This is a genomic window from Candidatus Cloacimonadota bacterium, assembly GCA_021734245.1.
GTDB lineage: Bacteria > Cloacimonadota > Cloacimonadia > Cloacimonadales > TCS61 > B137-G9.
The window spans coordinates 1-15855 of sequence record JAIPJH010000001.1 but is presented as its reverse complement, the minus strand read 5'-3'; the positions used below and the strand labels follow the sequence as shown (position 1 = coordinate 15855).

The window sequence follows — 15855 nt, the reverse complement described above, 5'->3', positions numbered from 1 at the left end:
CTATTTTTTGGTCGGGAACTTTATAAAAAATTCAGTTCCTTTATTTTTCTTCGAATTAAAACTTAAATCTCCATGGATCTGCGAAACCAGCATGGAAACTATCTGAGTTCCCAATGAATCAGTTTCCTTGATGTTAAAGTTTTCAGGTAAGCCGATACCATTATCAATAAACGTTAACTGGCAATTCATATCGTCTACACTATTTATAAAAATATTGATTTTACCTTCATTATCCGGGAAGGCATATTTTAAAGAATTTGTAAGAAGTTCGTTCAGAATAAGAGCAAATGGAATTAAAACATTCATATCGAGTTCAATATCTTCAACTTCCATTTCGACCCTGATCTTATCTGTATTTACATCGAACGACTTCAATACATCGTTTACAAGATTTTGCACATATTTCGTAACGCTGATTTTTGAAAGATCTATTTTCCGGGAAAGCATCTGATGCAGATGAGTGATGGATTTCAAGCGGCTTTCACTTTCTTTTAATGCCATGCGTGATGTATCATCTTTTACTTCTGATGATTGTATTCGGAGCAAACTCTGTATTGTTGCTAAATTGTTCTTTACTCGATGATTCATTTCCCGCATCAAAAGATTGTTTTGCTCTAAGGCTGCACTTTTTTCTTGTATCAATTGTTCAAGATCCTCATTTTTATTCTGTAACTCAGTATTTTTTTCATAGATCTCGATTTGCTGTTTATTGGCAAATTTCTGATAAATATTTATTGTAATAGTTGTTAATAGAATAATGATTGTAGTTATAACAATAAATAAAACTAAGTTAATGATCAGTGCATTATTAATATTCTTCATAGTTTTATTTTCAATCTTCTCTACAAATAAATGCATGTTAAGTTCTGGTATAAATCTTGTATTCAAATGAACAGTGCTTTTATCTCTATTAAATTTCAGCATTTTTCTGGTGGAAGATAATAAACTATCCACCAGGGCATTGATGCCATTCATTTGATGGATCTTTTGATAAGTATCTGGAAGAGAATTATTATGCAGAACTATATTTCCATCATTGTCGACAAGATAAATATTTCTATTATATTTTTCGCTGTATTTATCCAGAAATTCAACTAAGGTTTTAATCTCCAGCCCAACCCCTGCAGCTCCCAGGAAATTTCCACGATTATCGAATACTTTGTAGTTAATAAAAACAGTCATTACATCGTTATTTGCCATATCAGGATCAATATTAATCTCGTATTCTTCCTTCATTATTTTTACTCGGAAATACCATTTGTCACGTTCTTCATCTTCCTGCACTATTTTTAAAATACCCTTAGATTGGTAATAAATCCTGGTTGTTTCTGAAACAAAAAAACTGGTAAAAAAGTTGTATTTTTGCACGATAGCAGACAAGTAGTTTGTGATCTCAGTGATATTCTTTTCACCACCAGCTATCCAATTTTGCAGAAAAGTATCATTCGCCATCATTGAGGAAATGATGATAGGGCGGAAGAGATCTCTTTGAATTTCGCTGTAAACATTGTCGCTGGTTAGCGGTAATTCGGTGCTGGAAATTTGAGAACGTAAGGAAGAAAGTGCTACAAAATAACTTACTAAACTAGTTGTTAAAAAACCTATTATCAATAAAACACTTAAAGAAATGATCAATTTCTTTTTGTGGCTGGGTAATTTTCTTACCATCTTCACCTCATATAAAAAATGAATATTTTTTTCATTAATTATAATTTGTGTTACTATGTCAAATAATTAAACAATAAAAGATACTGATAAATAAAATACTTGCTCAAATCATTAGATCATAAAATTTGAATTTATGAAAAAAGGAAAATTATATATCATTCCCACCCCGATCGGAAATTTGGGTGATATAACGCTGCGAAGTATAGAAATTTTACAGAAGGTTGCTATAATCGGAGCTGAAGATACACGAACTTCTGCCAAATTGATGAAACATTTCAAGATCGAAACTCAGCTTTTCAGTTATCACAAATTCAACGAAAGATCGCGAGTAGAAAAGATATTGAATCATTTAAATAATGGGGAAGATGTAGCTATCATTTCCGATGCCGGAACTCCAGGCATTTCCGATCCGGCTGAAATAATAATCAAGGAAGTATTGAATAATAAATTTGATGTAGAAGCTTTACCGGGTGCAGCTGCTTTCGTTCCGGCTCTGGTAGCTTCCGGTTTGGATTGTAAACAGTTTTTCTTTGCGGGATTTCTACCTGAAAAGGAAACGGAAAAAACGGAACTTCTGGAATCGATTTCTAAACTGAAATCTACATTGATTTTTTATGAAGCTCCTCATCGAATTATTAAAACAATTAAATATTTACATGAAAATTTGGGAGACAGGAATTCTGTAATTGCCAGAGAGTTGACCAAGATCCATGAAACTTATTATCGTTGCAAATTCAGTGAATTTTTATCTAATCCAGATAAAATAACTATGAAAGGTGAATTTATTTTACTGGTCGAAGGAGCTCGAGCTGTAGAACTATCTGATGATGTGCTTTTAGAAATGTTGAAAACAGAAATTGATAAAGGAATTTCCAAAAAAGAAGCAGTGAAAAAAATCTCATCAGAAGCAAAAGAACCCAGAAATAGAATTTACGCTTTGTCTTTAAAGCTTTAATTTGATTGACGTGAGAAATAGCAAAGAAATATTTTACCGTAGAAAATTGATAAGTTAAATATTAAATTTATAGGAGTTGAAAATATGTTCCCAGGTGGAAAGAAAGGCATGAAAGACCTGATGAAACAGGCACAAAAAATGCAGCAGGATTTGGCAAAAGCTCAAGAAGAACTGGCTAATAAAGTTGTGGAAGGAACTTCCGGTGGCGGTATGGTGAAAGTAGAAATGAATGGAAAGCACCAGGTTCTTTCTATCAAGATCGATCCGGAGGTCGTTGACCCCGACGATATTGAAATGCTGGAAGATCTTATTATTGCAGCTTTGAACGAAGCACAGGAAAAAGTGGCTCAGAGCAGTGAAAACGAACTTGGCAAATTGACAGGTGGCATGAAAATTCCTGGAATGTTTTAATTCATGTTCGAAGGCTTGCTGGGCGAACTTGTCCAAAATTTAAAAAGATTGCCAGGTATTGGCAATAAATCCGCTCAAAGACTGGCGATGCATATTGTTGCCGGTGATAAAATTCAAGCATTGGATCTGGCAGATTCCATACAAAAAGCTGTAGAGAATTTCACGCATTGCTCGGTTTGCAATATGCTTACAGAAACCGATCCATGCAGGTTTTGTAGTGATACTTCTCGTCAGAGTGATCATCTTTGCGTGGTAGAAAATACACAGGATATTCATCTGATCGAAAATACGCATGAGTTTCATGGTCGTTATTTCGTTTTAGGAAAATTACTTTCACCCTTGGATGGGATCGGTCCCAATGAAATCAACTTTCCTCAACTTATGCAATTGATGGAATCTGAAAATACTGAGGAATTGATATTGGCTTTGAATCCTTCTGCAGAAGGTGAAAGTACGATTAGTTTCATTGCATCACATCTTGAAGATAAGAATGTGAATATAACTCGATTATCAACTGGTTTACCATTTGGTGGAGACCTGGAATATACAAGCCCGATTACGTTGGGAAATGCTCTCAAAAGGCGTTATTCAGTAAAAGATTGATGACAAAGAGAACAATTCAAATTATTTTTTTGACTGTTGCTGCAATGCTGCTGATTTTGGGTTGTGGTCATCGAAAAAGTCCTACCGGCGGAAAAAAAGATACTGTAAAACCGGAAATATTGTCCATTTCGCCCCTGGAGTTATCTGATATTTCAGATTCCGATATAGAAGTTGTGTTTTCCAAACCAATCGAAAGAAATACAATAATCAGCGGATTGTATATTTATCCTCCGATATTGCAGAAGAAATTCAAATGGGATAAAAACGTATTAACCATTAAAATCCTGGAAAAACTGGAAGAGAACACGAATTATTTTTTCACTTTTCAAACTTCGATAAAAGGTGAACACAATAACGAACTTGATAAGCAATATACCTACATTTTTTCCAGTGGAAAACTAAATGATAACAGAATAAGCGGAAAGCTGAACTGGGAAAAAAATGAAGATAAAAATCTTAAGGTAAATTTTACTTTAATGGCTCCAGATTCCACATTTATTACGAGTCAAATAATCAACACGTCTGCCTTTGAATTTACCAATTTGAATAATACCGATCATATTCTGGAAGCTTATGCAGACAAGAACAGGAACAAAAAATATGATTATGGAGACGAACCATATTTTTATGCTTATCTTGATTCTGCAGAATTTACTTCAATTAATGTGGAAATGGCTTATGAAGATACTTTGAAGCCTGCGATCAGATCAGCAAATGCTGTTTGGGATAATCAAGTCCAAATCACTTTTGATGAACCTGTTCTGGATTTTTCAAAAGTCGAAATTACAACCAAAGATTCCTTTCCCAAAAAACATGATATTCTGTCTGAATATTTGGAGATTGACGTTCTTACACTCATCACTTCCAAGATGGATACCTTGCAATATATTGCATATTTCTATGATTTACTCGACACAAAAAATAATATAAATGACAGTGTTTCTATCGTGTTTGATGGTGCGGTTATAAACGATTCTATTCCACCGGTAATCCTGGATTCTTATCCAAAAAATGGAGATACGATTAAAGAATCTTATCAAACTTTTTCAATTGTGTTTGATGAGATTATCCGAAATACAGATCTGAATATCTCTTTGCAAGATATGGAACAGAAAAAGACCGTTCCTATAAAGATCGTACAGGCTGATTCCAAATTGTGTAAATTTGTACCTTTGCATGATCTGGATAACTATTCTTCCTATAAACTTTCCATTTTGGCAAATGACTTTAATGAAAACGAGATTTCCAAACCCTATGAAATTGATTTCATAGTGATTTTTCGTTAACGACGTTTAACTTTCTATTTAGCAAAATTCTTGACATGATGAATCACATTCAACCTCTTGGTTATCGTTTTATTGAATGTTAAAGTATAATAGCGTGTGTTAATTTCGAAATCAGGAGAATTGTTCGGTTCAATTCAGAAAATGAAAAAGTAGAAATAATAAAAAAAAATCAGAGGAGAAGAAATGAAAAAATTATTCAGTCTTTTTGTAGTACTATTATTAACCACAGGTTTGTTTGCAAACGGTCTCAGCTTAAATAGTATAGGGCCAAAAGCTTTAGGAATGGGTGGCGCATTTGTTGGTCTGGCCGATGACGGTTCCGCTATCTATTGGAATCCTGCAGGATTATCATGGCAGGCAAAGGCGATCCATGCCTCAGTAGCAGATATTATTCCTATGGCGAAATATGAATATGAAACTTATGCTATTGAAGCTGAAGCTAAGAAAAATCATTATGTGAGCCCCAATATTTTTGCAAATTATAAAATGGGAAATATCGGTTTAGGATTTGGAATTTATGTTCCTGCTGGTTTGGGTGCTGAATGGGATGGAGAAGACCTTTTAGCTTTCAACGGACCTGCTGCTTTTGATCCAGGTGGAAACTTCCCAAATGCCTTTTACGGTATTGAATTCGACTGGATGAGTGAAATTGCGGTTATTGATTTCAGCCCTGCTATATCTTACGCAGTAAACGAAAAATTTTCTGTTGGTTTAGCAGCTAATATTTATTATGGAATGCTGGAATTAAAACGAGGTGCAGATTTCTTTGGCTACGATCTTGATCCTACAAGTGCCGGTTTTGGTACTTTTGCAATGGGTGCTGAAGATGGAATGCTGGATACTCAGCAGGCAATTGATGTGACAGGATTAGGATTTGGAGCTGCTTTAGGCTTGATGTACAAACCTATGGATAACTTAAGTATTGGTCTCAGTTACCGATCTCCGGTTAATGTTGAATTTGAAGGTGACGCAGCTTTTGAAAATGCTGCTTTCGCTGCTATCCCAATTCCTGGCCTTACAGAAGAAATGGCAGAAATCGATACTGAATTAGATATCGAATGGCCTACATGGATTGCTGGTGGTCTTGCTTATGAAGCCACAGAAAAACTAACAATAACACTCGATGCACAATATTCTCAGTGGAGCTCTTTGGATAAAATCGATGTTATTTTGCAATTCCCCGATGCACTTGGTGGTGAAACTGAAGAAGAAATGGTTTTAGAATGGGAAGATCAAACTCAGATTCGTTTTGGAGCGCAATATGCACTTAGACCTTGTTTAGATTTACGTGGCGGTTTGTATTATGATCCTGCTCCTTCACCTGATGAAACACTTACAATTTTATTCCCATCAGGTACTTACACTGTTGTTACGGGTGGATTTGGATTCCATAAAAACAATTTTGTTGTAGATTTTGGTGCTGAATATCTTATTGGTGGAGAAAGAGATGTAGAAGCTTCTCCTCATAATATGCCTGGTAAACACAATATCGATATTTTTGCTTTCTCATTCGGTGCAGGTTACAAATTCTAAAATTAATATTTAAAATTAAGCCCTGCTGCTTTTCAGCGGGGCTTTTTTATTATTGCGCATCACCCGAAAAATATTTATTTTTCAGTGTAAACGGTTGAAACCGTTGTCAGAAATATTTCTCGTATCAAGATTCCCATGAATGACCCGGTGAAATTGAATTGATTTCACAGGTTAAAAAATTCGTGGGCTTTGCTGGATAAGATTTTAGACGGGTAGAATAGCAACAATTTCATTTATTAAAATAAATCAGGTTTATACCTTCCAAATTTTTCGGGGATACAAGTTTTTTATTATATATTGACACCAAAATTGAATAATTTTTGAAGTTCCTCATGTTAAAAGAAAATATTAGATTTGTTAGAAAGAGTTTTACTTTTCGTAGATTTATAAACGTCATAAAAGTTTATTTTTCTTATCTGCTTTCACTAATTTTCAGAAGAGCTTTTTATTGGGGTTTTCCACCAATTATCATGATAGAACCTACGAATGTCTGCAACTTGAAATGTCCACTTTGTCCAACAGGAAATGACACATTGAAAAGGCAGAAAGGATTCATGAGCTTTGATGTTTTTAAAAAGATCATTGATGAAGTGCATAAAAAGTCATTGATGGTGGTTTTATGGAATCAGGGAGAACCTTATTTGAATATAGAATTCAATAAAATGGTAAAATATGCATCTGATCACGATTTATTCACCTTAGTTTCCACAAATGGAAATCTCGATATCGATGGAGAGGATATTGTAAATTCAGGTTTGGATTCGATGATAATATCACTGGATGGAACAAACCAGAAGACTTACAACAAATATCGCGTAAATGGAAAACTTGAAAATGTTTTGAACAATGTAAAAAAAATAGTAACTGCCAGAAAGAAACTAAGAAGAAATAACCCCATTTTACGCTGGCAATTTCTGGTGATGAAACACAACGAACATGAATTGGATGAAATAAAAAGAATGGCTGCAGCGCTGGAAGTTGATAATCTGGAACTTAAAAGCATCCAAATTTATTCCAAAGAGGATGTTCATAATTTTCTGCCCAAAAATCCCAAATATCGACGTTATAAAGTGAAAGGTGAAGATTTTGAATTGAAATACGGGATTAAAAACCAGTGCCGCAGAATCTGGACAAATGCCGTTGTTAATTGGAATGGTGATGTAGCGATCTGCTGTTTTGATAAAGAAGGTGAATTCAAGATCGGAAATGTAAAAGATGAAAAACTTGAAAAACTCTGGAAAAGCAAAAGTATCATGAAAATCCGCAATCAAATTCTAAAAGATAGAAAGCAAATTCCTGTATGTAGAAACTGTCTGGAAGGTGTTAGTATAAAACTGGAAGAAACGAAAGTCTGATTATTTTTTTCTCATAAATAAAACAATTCCTACCAAAGCTGGAAGAACTGAATTAAACAAGAAAATCGTTAAAGTTACAGCTACAGCTATTTCGGAAGAAATTGCATATTTTGAGAATATTTCAATCGCAAATTTTTCCCTGAGCCCCAAACCGGCATAAGTTATCGGAATTAGATTTGAAGACAAAATCAATGGAACCGAGATAATTGCCGAAAAAATGTGATACTTCAGAAATACATTTACAAGTACAAAGTATTGAAAAATCGTTATAAACATATATGTAATCTGCATAAAGCTGACACGTGGTAATATTTTGATGTATTCTCGGAAATATTTTTCTATGCTTTTTCGGCGATTCAAATGCTTGATCCAATAGATAAAAAGAGGAAGAAATATCACAAAAACAAATACTACGATCGGAATAAGAATATTCATTTTCCTGAAATAGAAAATAGCAGCAAAACTGGCAAAAAGCAGATTTATCCAAATTTGGAAAAATTTTTCTACTCCCAAAGACATAAAAGTGTGACCTTTGGAATTATCCAAGAAGAAAACTTTTCCGGCTACTCCCAAACCACCGGGAATAATCAAACTAAGAGAATGACCGATCATGTGAGATTTAAATATATCTCGAGGACGTAATTTATAGTCAGGATTTATGGAAAGATAATGTCCCCAGTTCTTGTATTCTATATAGATCTTGATAACTGTGGTGATGAACATTGCCAATATAACAGGAAGTGAAATCTGCTTAAAGGAATTAATTAGAACAACTAAATCGATCTTTCGAAACACGAAATACAGGATAATAATCGTTACAACTATCTTGAAGTAAAAGAAAAGACGATTTTTCAAGAGTCTCTGCATAATATTTTCTTAATATTGCACTTGATAACTCAGCATCAATTCATGCTCAATATCATTTTCAGCGATTCTGGTGGAGATCAAACTGGTTCTAAAACGATGATGCGATAATGGCTGCCAGTCAACAATCAAAATAGTTTTTGCTGTATCGGTTATACTTCCTTCCAGCCAATGTACAGTATCGCTGGGTCTGTCATTATAATTTATTGCAAAGTTGTTTCCCACACTGCCCTGTCTTGTATAAGAAGCATGAGTTACTATATTCAAATTATCCTTGATATTCCAGCTGCATTCCATAGCATACTGAATAAGATTTGTTCCATCCGGAAAGCCAAGACTTCTTCCATAATTTGAGAATTTGCCATGTAAAGATTCATGTGTATAAATCCAGGGTCGAACAGCAGTGAATTCACCAGTCAGCCTGATAGTATCTGACAGGTATGTTGAAATTCCGGTTTGAATAGCATATTTATTCATCCATGAACTTTCAGTAAGTTTGGAAAACGATAATTCATCAAAAATGTAATTAAAATAGAACAGTGATTTATTACTAGTATAATTTGTTCCAAAATAGATTAATACATTATCTCGATCGGAAAGATTGTGTTCTGTTCCACGCCAATATGTGAAAGGGATCAAATAACTAGGGTTTATGGCTTGAGCACCATAAACAACATGCTCTCCCCAGAATAATTCTAATTTTTGGGAAGGCTTCCAGCCAAATTTATGAGTAGCAAGATACTTGTCTGGATAGTCTTTCTCGCCGGTAAGAGTGCTGTCTGCAATCAAGGATCCATGCAGAAAATGTACATAGAATTTTTCAAAATCAAATTTGGTGGAAAAATAACCATAATCAACACAATTATCACTTAGAATAATACTACCGCCAATATTATTCCCGATCTCATATTTTCCTCTACCGATTGCTACTGACCAGAAATCCATTGGATAATATAGCATTTTTCCGCGGGCATTATCCAAAAATATTTGCTTTCCGTCATCGGAATTCTGTGTCCAACTATTTATAAGTTCTGCCTGCTCTGCAAAATCTCTATCACCAAAATAATGCCCAGACCAGAAATCTGCATAAAACAGGAATCTCCTGGTGAGATAACCATTTAAATTAAAACCGTAATAAGGGAAAAAATATCTGTCTTCATCATTTCCGGCGAAATCATTTCCGCAGTAAAGTTTCACTTCCAATTTTGTTGTCAGTGGTTTTTCATCAAAATAATTTGGGAATTGCTTTTTTCTAAAATAGAATCTGGAGTTATTTCTTTTCTCTGTAAAAAGTTTTACTACTGCGTTTTTAAAAGTTGAAGAGTTCGTTAAAGCAAAATAAGAACTATCATTTACAGCTTCGAAATAATTGAATTCCTCAGAATGCTCATATAATATTGATTGATGAGTTTGACTTCTAAGATCTGGTTTTTCCCAGTTTAGATCGTAAGATTCATTAGTGGGTTTGTAACTAATGCCTTGGGAATTTAAGGATAATGACACAAATATAACCAATAAAAACGAAAGAACAAAATATCTATTCATAAAAAATCCTAATTTAAATTTTGGAAAAGAATCCTCAGTTTGAACTTTGTGTCAAGCTAAAAGCGAGAGGATACGAGCTAACTACATGATCAGAAAACAATTGCGAAGTTTATGTGATCGAATCATTTTTCAATACTTGACAGTGTGATAAATCTAGAATATTTAAAAACTATAATTATTTAGATGAGGAATGTGATGAATTTAGATGAATTGAATGTGAAATTTAACCAGTTCAAATACGGTGATGATGCTTTTCATGAATTGATGCAGAAAAAGATAAAAAATATCCTGCTTGTTTCCACTTTTTACGATGCTTATATTTTTGAGCAGGATGGCAGATTATCGGAGCAACTGCATGGCGAATATATGCAGCTGAATTTGAGTACCGCACCAAGAGTTACCAGCGTTCCAACCGGCCAGAAAGCCATCGAAATGCTGAAGAAAAAAAAGTATGATCTGGTCATCACAATGATGCGAATTGGAGAGGTTTCTCCTTTTGAACTTAGTGATGAGATCAAAAAGCTCTATCCTGATCTGCCCGTACTTCTACTTTTGAACGTAGCCAGCGATCTTGGTTTGATCGATAAGAACAGTGAAAAAATGCAGAATATTGAAAATGTTTTCATCTGGCATGGAGACAGTAAAATATTTCTTTCCATGGTAAAATATCTGGAAGATAAATGGAATGTAGCCAACGATACCGAAATAGGTCATGTTCGTGTGGTGCTTCTGGTAGAGGATTCAATTCAATATTATTCCAAATTCCATCCAGTGCTTTATTCTGTAATTCTAAAGCAGACGCAAAGGTTGATCGGAGAAGAGCTGAACGAAGTAAATAAACGACAGAGAATGCGTGCCCGGCCCAAAGTGCTTTTGTGTCATTCTTTTGAAGAAGCTATCGAAACTTATGAACGATATCGTGATTTCGTAAGTGCCATCATTTCCGATACGAAATATTCTTGTAATAATGTACTCGATCCCAAAGCTGGAATAAAATTGATCGAATACGTAAAAAAAAGCGGTAGAGATTGTCCCATAATTCTGCAATCTTCTGATATTAAAAATGCAGAAGTCGCAAAAAAGTTCGATGTATATTTTCTACATAAGAATTCAAAAAAATTACTTAATAATCTCAGCAGATTTATTGTGGAAAATCTGGGATTTGGCGATTTCATCTTTAGAGACAAGCAGGGAAATGAGATTAATCGAGCTACTTCTTTGGAAGATTTTGAAGAAAAACTGGCTGAAATTCCCGACGAATCTTTGTTGTATCATGGCAAACGAAATCACTTTTCTTCCTGGCTGGCTGCTCACAGCGAGTTCCATTATGCTCGCAAATTAAAAGCGATAAAAGTAGATGATTTTAATAGTGCTGATGAAATACGCAGTTTGCTTCTGAATACTTTTATCCAAGCTCGAAAAATCCGCAACAAAGGAAAGATCATCAACTTCGATCCGCAGTATCTGGATATTGAGGGAAGTGTTGTTTCTCTGGCAGAAGGTTCTTTTGGAGGAAAGGGTAGAGGGCTTTCTTTTTTGAATTATTTGATCACTTCTGTTGAATACGATACAAAATATGAAAATGTAAAAGTAAGAGTTCCCAAAACTTTCATAATAGGAACCCGGGAATTTGATGATTTCATCGAATCCAACGATCTGAGTGAATGGGTAAATGATAAAACCGATGATGAGATCAAAGATAGATTCATCGAATCGGAGCTTTCTGACAACCTTACCTACATATTGCGCCGTTTTCTGCAGAAAGTGAATTATCCCATCACCGTTCGCTCATCAGGATTGCTGGAAGACTCCCAGTCTCAACCATTTGCAGGCGTTTATGACACTTTTATGCTGCCCAATAATCATCCTGAAATTGATATGAGGATAAAGCATCTCTCGGATGCGATTAAGCTTGTTTTTTCTTCTGTCTTCATTTCCAAAGCCAGGAACTACATTGAAAGCATTCATTACAAAGTAGAAGAAGAAAAAATGGCTGTTATCATTCAGGAAATAGTCGGACACAAAACCAAAGATGAACTTTTTTTTCCACTTTTCAGTGGTGCTGCACAATCTTACAACTTTTATCCATCTTTCGATACAAAACATCAGGATGGAATTGCCGCCCTGGCGATTGGATTGGGTCGCTCTGTAGTCGATGGTGAGAGAGTTATGCGTTTTTGTCCTACTTATCCTCGCATCGATCTGATGAAGGCGGAAGAGATCGTTGCCAACAATCAACAATATTTCTATGCAGTAAATTTGAATGTATTTGAACAGGGAGCAACACAAGATGAAGATTCATTCATCAAAAAGATCGATATTACCAGCGAAATGAAAGAAAAAGATTTCAAAGAACTTACTTCATTGTGGGATCATCAGCATCTGCGTTTTGTAGATGGTGAATTCATGCAGGGAGCTCGCATGATTACTTTTAGAAATCAGATCCATTACGGTAAGATGCCGATTCCGGAAATTCTGCAGGATCTTCTGCAGATCGGTGAAATTTCGTTTGGAATTCCAGTCGAGATTGAATTTGCTGTCGATCGTGATGAAGATAACAACACTCTTTTCAGTCTTTTGCAGATACGTCCACTAACAGTAAATAAAGAAAATGTTCACGTGGAGATCGAAGATATCAATCGTGATGATCTGCTATTATTCACATCCAAAGGAATGGGGAATGGTATCATCGAAAACATCGAAGACATAATTTTTGTAAATCCACTCAAATTTGATAACACACAAACACTCAAAATTGCAGATGAAATTTTTGAATTGAACAAGCTTATGCAGAAGGAAAACCGGGAATATATTTTAATTGGACCAGGAAGATGGGGAACAAGCGATCGTTTCCTGGGAATTCCAGTACGCTGGGAGCAAATAAACAAAGCCAGAGTTATCGTGGAAACAAGCTTGAAAAATTTCACTGTAGAAGCTTCTCAGGGAAGTCATTTTTTCCACAATCTGGTGGCTATGAATGTAGCTTATTTCACGGTTTCCCACACTTCTGAAAACGATAAAATTGACTGGAACTGGCTTCTTTCCCAATCTGCTCAAAATAAAAGAAATTATGTTTCACGCGTAAAATTGAAACAACCGATTTCAGTTCAGATAGACGGCAGAACAGGAAATGCTATAATCACAAAGTAATGTATGTGTAACAAGCAAATAAATGCAGTGTGAGATTACATAAAACTTCCCGAAAATTTTTTTATAAAACCTTGACATATAAGCTTTGTTTTTAAGATTTCCGCATAATTAAAAAATGAGAGGATGGTTCTTATGACAATGAAAGAATTTTTAGCAAACGTTGCAGCGAAAAATCCAGCACAACCTGAATTCATGCAGGCTGTAACAGAAGTAGTTGAATCTATTTGGCCTGTTTATGATTCAAATCCGGTTTACAAAGAAGCAAAAGTTTTAGAAAGATTGATAGAGCCGGAAAGAGTTATCATGTTCCGCGTACCTTGGGTTCGTGATAATGGTGAGGTTCAGGTAAATCGTGGATTCCGTGTTGAGTTTAATAGTGCAATTGGTCCTTACAAAGGTGGACTGCGTTTTCATCCGAGTGTAAATCTCAGTATTCTGAAATTCCTCGGTTTTGAACAAGTATTTAAAAACAGCCTGACTACACTTCCTATGGGTGGTGGGAAAGGTGGATCAAACTTCGATCCAAAAGGAAAATCAGACAACGAAGTTATGCGTTTCTGCCAAAGCTTCATGACAGAATTACAACGCCACATTGGACCAAACACAGACGTTCCAGCCGGTGATATCGGTGTTGGTGGAAGAGAAATCGGTTACATGTTCGGTCAGTACAAACGTCTTCGTAACGAGTTTACCGGTGTTCTTACAGGAAAAGCTCTCAATTGGGGCGGAAGCTTGATCAGACCAGAAGCTACTGGTTATGGCCAAGTTTATTTTGCCAATGAAATGATGAAAACCAAAGACATCGAATGGGCTGGAAAAACATGTGTTGTTTCCGGTGCTGGAAATGTTGCTCAATATTGTACAGAAAAAGTTAATTTCTATGGCGGAAAAGTTATCACACTTTGCGATTCTTCTGGTTCTATTGTAGACGAAGACGGAATCGATACTGAAAAACTTGCCTACATTATGGAACTGAAAAACGTGAAGCGTGCACGTATCAGTGAATATGTAGAAAAATATCCTAATGCAAAATATTATGCAGGAAAATCTGTTTGGGATCTGGTTGGAAACGAGATCAAGAAAGTTGATGTTGCTCTGCCAAGTGCTACTCAGAACGAAATCAGCGAAGCTCATGCCAAAGCTCTCGTGGCTGCAGGATGTAAAGTTCTTTCCGAAGGTGCTAATATGCCTACAGTTCCAGAAGGTGTGGAAGTATTACAGAAAGCTAAAATTCTGTACGGACCGGGAAAAGCTGCAAACGCTGGCGGCGTAGCAACTTCAGGACTGGAAATGAGCCAGAACAGCCTGCGCTTAAGCTGGACAAGAGAAGAAGTTGATGAAAGACTGCACAACATCATGATCGCAATTCATGAACAATGTGTGAAGTATGGTACAGACGGTGACTTCGTAGATTACGTTAAAGGCGCTAATATAGCCGGTTTCATCAAAGTAGCAGACTCAATGATCGATCAAGGTATTGTTTAATTTAACTAATATCTTAAAATATCTAAGCCCTCGATTTTCGGGGGCTTTTTTGCTAACCTTGAAAAGGTTTACGAGGATGATATTTCCTTATAAACCTTTTCAAGGTTTCTTAGCTCAAGTTTCGGCAAAATGCCTCTAAGTTCTTATTTTGCAAGGGTGGCTTTTTTGTTTGGGCACTACATTCTTACTTTCACATCATGATATTTCCGATTAAATTTGAACTTGAGATTTAATTTCTGATATATTTCATTGTGGCATTTTTCCGGTTTACCATTCACTCTCAATTCATGAACAATACCGTCTTCACCTTTCATAAACACCGTTGAACGCTGATGGCTTGCCGGTTTTCTCAACCGTGATGGAAACTACTCTCTTTGGATTAGAACTGTCAACCTGAACATCAAACCGACACTGCCTGCTGAAACAAAACCATCATCCGGCAATACGGCAAAGGTTGCAGATTGGTGCTCCCATATCTCAGGATTATAATCTAAAGAATCTTTTTTTTGCCCAGATTATGTTGCCATTGGGATCAAACTTGATAAGAAACCCAAATTCGCTGTACCAGCCGATTATATCATCACTTTCGGCACAGGTTCCGTTTACTACGAAGCAGCCGTCATCCAAAACTTTAATGTTACCGGAATCGTAACTGTAATCCATAATAGGTATTTGAAATGGTTCGTAATGTTGTATCCAGTCGGGCTGAGCGGATAAGGTAAAAGCAAAAAGTAAAAAACAGAAAGCAAAAATAATAAATATTCTTTGGTCCATAAAACCTCCAATTAATTTTCTATCATATTCATAAACGATCTTTTAGAACTTAATCTTTAAATCAACTTTTTTATTCTTTGGATGCGATATAATGCTGCGGGCGTGCCACGTGCGGATCACCTACTTGAGCTTGCTCAAGTTAGTGAGACAATCGTGGAAGCACATGTTAAGCGAAGCGGAGCGAGCGTACAGGTGCGATTAGACCGCAGCATTAAGCAAAACGAGA

At 35.6% G+C, this 15855-nt stretch carries 13 protein-coding genes; 8 read left to right on the top strand and 5 right to left on the bottom strand.

Features of this window, described 5'->3' with window-relative positions; translation table 11 throughout:
- On the bottom strand, positions 1-1668 hold the full coding sequence (locus K9N40_00065; GenBank protein MCF7812856.1) for a sensor histidine kinase: 1668 nt from the start codon (positions 1666-1668) through the stop codon (positions 1-3).
- A gap of 133 nt (positions 1669-1801) precedes the next feature.
- On the opposite strand from K9N40_00065, the gene rsmI reads away from it, so the two are divergent.
- The 6 genes from rsmI to K9N40_00035 all read left to right on the top strand — a co-directional run bounded on the left by rsmI (position 1802) and on the right by K9N40_00035 (position 7811).
- The gene (gene rsmI, locus K9N40_00060) at positions 1802-2623 is read left to right on the top strand and encodes a 16S rRNA (cytidine(1402)-2'-O)-methyltransferase (protein MCF7812855.1); all 822 of its coding nucleotides are present in this window, start codon (positions 1802-1804) and stop codon (positions 2621-2623) included.
- An 84-nt stretch (positions 2624-2707) separates the two neighbouring features.
- Complete coding sequence (locus tag K9N40_00055) at positions 2708-3034, top strand: YbaB/EbfC family nucleoid-associated protein (protein ID MCF7812854.1); 327 nt, start codon at positions 2708-2710, stop codon at positions 3032-3034.
- 3 nt (positions 3035-3037) lie between these two features.
- Positions 3038-3637 (top strand): recombination mediator RecR, encoded by a 600-nt coding sequence (recR, locus tag K9N40_00050; GenBank protein MCF7812853.1) that lies wholly within the window; start codon positions 3038-3040, stop codon positions 3635-3637.
- On the top strand, positions 3637-4923 hold the full coding sequence (locus K9N40_00045; protein MCF7812852.1) for an Ig-like domain-containing protein: 1287 nt from the start codon (positions 3637-3639) through the stop codon (positions 4921-4923). Before recR ends, K9N40_00045 begins: the two co-directional genes overlap by 1 nt.
- A 183-nt stretch (positions 4924-5106) precedes the next feature.
- Positions 5107-6456 carry an outer membrane protein transport protein gene (locus K9N40_00040; protein MCF7812851.1) on the top strand — a complete coding sequence of 450 codons (1350 nt, stop codon included), beginning with the start codon at positions 5107-5109 and terminating at the stop codon, positions 6454-6456.
- A 332-nt stretch (positions 6457-6788) separates the two neighbouring features.
- Positions 6789-7811 carry an SPASM domain-containing protein gene (locus K9N40_00035; protein MCF7812850.1) on the top strand — a complete coding sequence of 341 codons (1023 nt, stop codon included), beginning with the start codon at positions 6789-6791 and terminating at the stop codon, positions 7809-7811.
- Here the strand turns inward: K9N40_00035 and K9N40_00030 are convergent, their stop codons facing one another.
- On the bottom strand, positions 7812-8678 hold the full coding sequence (locus K9N40_00030; GenBank protein ID MCF7812849.1) for a flippase-like domain-containing protein: 867 nt from the start codon (positions 8676-8678) through the stop codon (positions 7812-7814).
- 9 nt (positions 8679-8687) lie between these two features.
- A complete protein-coding gene (locus K9N40_00025; GenBank protein MCF7812848.1) occupies positions 8688-10220 on the bottom strand; it encodes a hypothetical protein in 1533 nt (510 codons plus the stop codon).
- Between the two features lie 195 nt (positions 10221-10415).
- Between K9N40_00025 and K9N40_00020 the strand changes: the two genes are divergently transcribed.
- Together K9N40_00020 and gdhA are read left to right on the top strand one after the other, a co-directional pair.
- Positions 10416-13370 (top strand): hypothetical protein, encoded by a 2955-nt coding sequence (locus K9N40_00020; GenBank protein MCF7812847.1) that lies wholly within the window; start codon positions 10416-10418, stop codon positions 13368-13370.
- 132 nt (positions 13371-13502) lie between these two features.
- Positions 13503-14855 carry an NADP-specific glutamate dehydrogenase gene (gene gdhA / locus K9N40_00015; protein MCF7812846.1) on the top strand — a complete coding sequence of 451 codons (1353 nt, stop codon included), beginning with the start codon at positions 13503-13505 and terminating at the stop codon, positions 14853-14855.
- A gap of 176 nt (positions 14856-15031) precedes the next feature.
- Here gdhA and K9N40_00010 read toward each other — a convergent pair whose 3' ends face one another.
- On the bottom strand, positions 15032-15169 hold the full coding sequence (locus K9N40_00010) for a hypothetical protein (protein ID MCF7812845.1): 138 nt from the start codon (positions 15167-15169) through the stop codon (positions 15032-15034).
- 169 nt (positions 15170-15338) lie between these two features.
- On the bottom strand, positions 15339-15629 hold the full coding sequence (locus K9N40_00005) for a hypothetical protein (protein MCF7812844.1): 291 nt from the start codon (positions 15627-15629) through the stop codon (positions 15339-15341).
- Positions 15630-15855: the final 226 nt, after the last annotated feature.

Excerpts from the sequence above, each read along its gene's own strand:
- rsmI (MCF7812855.1), top strand. The coding sequence starts at position 1,802 with ATGAAAAAAGGAAAATTATATATCATTCCCACCCCGATCGGAAATTTG.
- K9N40_00035 (MCF7812850.1), top strand. The coding sequence starts at position 6,789 with ATGTTAAAAGAAAATATTAGATTTGTTAGAAAGAGTTTTACTTTTCGT.
- K9N40_00030 (MCF7812849.1), bottom strand. The coding sequence starts at position 8,678 with ATGCAGAGACTCTTGAAAAATCGTCTTTTCTTTTACTTCAAGATAGTT.
- K9N40_00005 (MCF7812844.1), bottom strand. The coding sequence starts at position 15,629 with ATGGACCAAAGAATATTTATTATTTTTGCTTTCTGTTTTTTACTTTTT.
- gdhA (MCF7812846.1), top strand. The coding sequence starts at position 13,503 with ATGACAATGAAAGAATTTTTAGCAAACGTTGCAGCGAAAAATCCAGCA.
- K9N40_00010 (MCF7812845.1), bottom strand. The coding sequence starts at position 15,169 with ATGAAAGGTGAAGACGGTATTGTTCATGAATTGAGAGTGAATGGTAAA.
- K9N40_00065 (MCF7812856.1), bottom strand. The coding sequence starts at position 1,668 with ATGGTAAGAAAATTACCCAGCCACAAAAAGAAATTGATCATTTCTTTA.
- K9N40_00020 (MCF7812847.1), top strand. The coding sequence starts at position 10,416 with ATGAATTTAGATGAATTGAATGTGAAATTTAACCAGTTCAAATACGGT.
- K9N40_00040 (MCF7812851.1), top strand. The coding sequence starts at position 5,107 with ATGAAAAAATTATTCAGTCTTTTTGTAGTACTATTATTAACCACAGGT.
- K9N40_00025 (MCF7812848.1), bottom strand. The coding sequence starts at position 10,220 with ATGAATAGATATTTTGTTCTTTCGTTTTTATTGGTTATATTTGTGTCA.
- K9N40_00055 (MCF7812854.1), top strand. The coding sequence starts at position 2,708 with ATGTTCCCAGGTGGAAAGAAAGGCATGAAAGACCTGATGAAACAGGCA.
- recR (MCF7812853.1), top strand. The coding sequence starts at position 3,038 with ATGTTCGAAGGCTTGCTGGGCGAACTTGTCCAAAATTTAAAAAGATTG.
- K9N40_00045 (MCF7812852.1), top strand. The coding sequence starts at position 3,637 with ATGACAAAGAGAACAATTCAAATTATTTTTTTGACTGTTGCTGCAATG.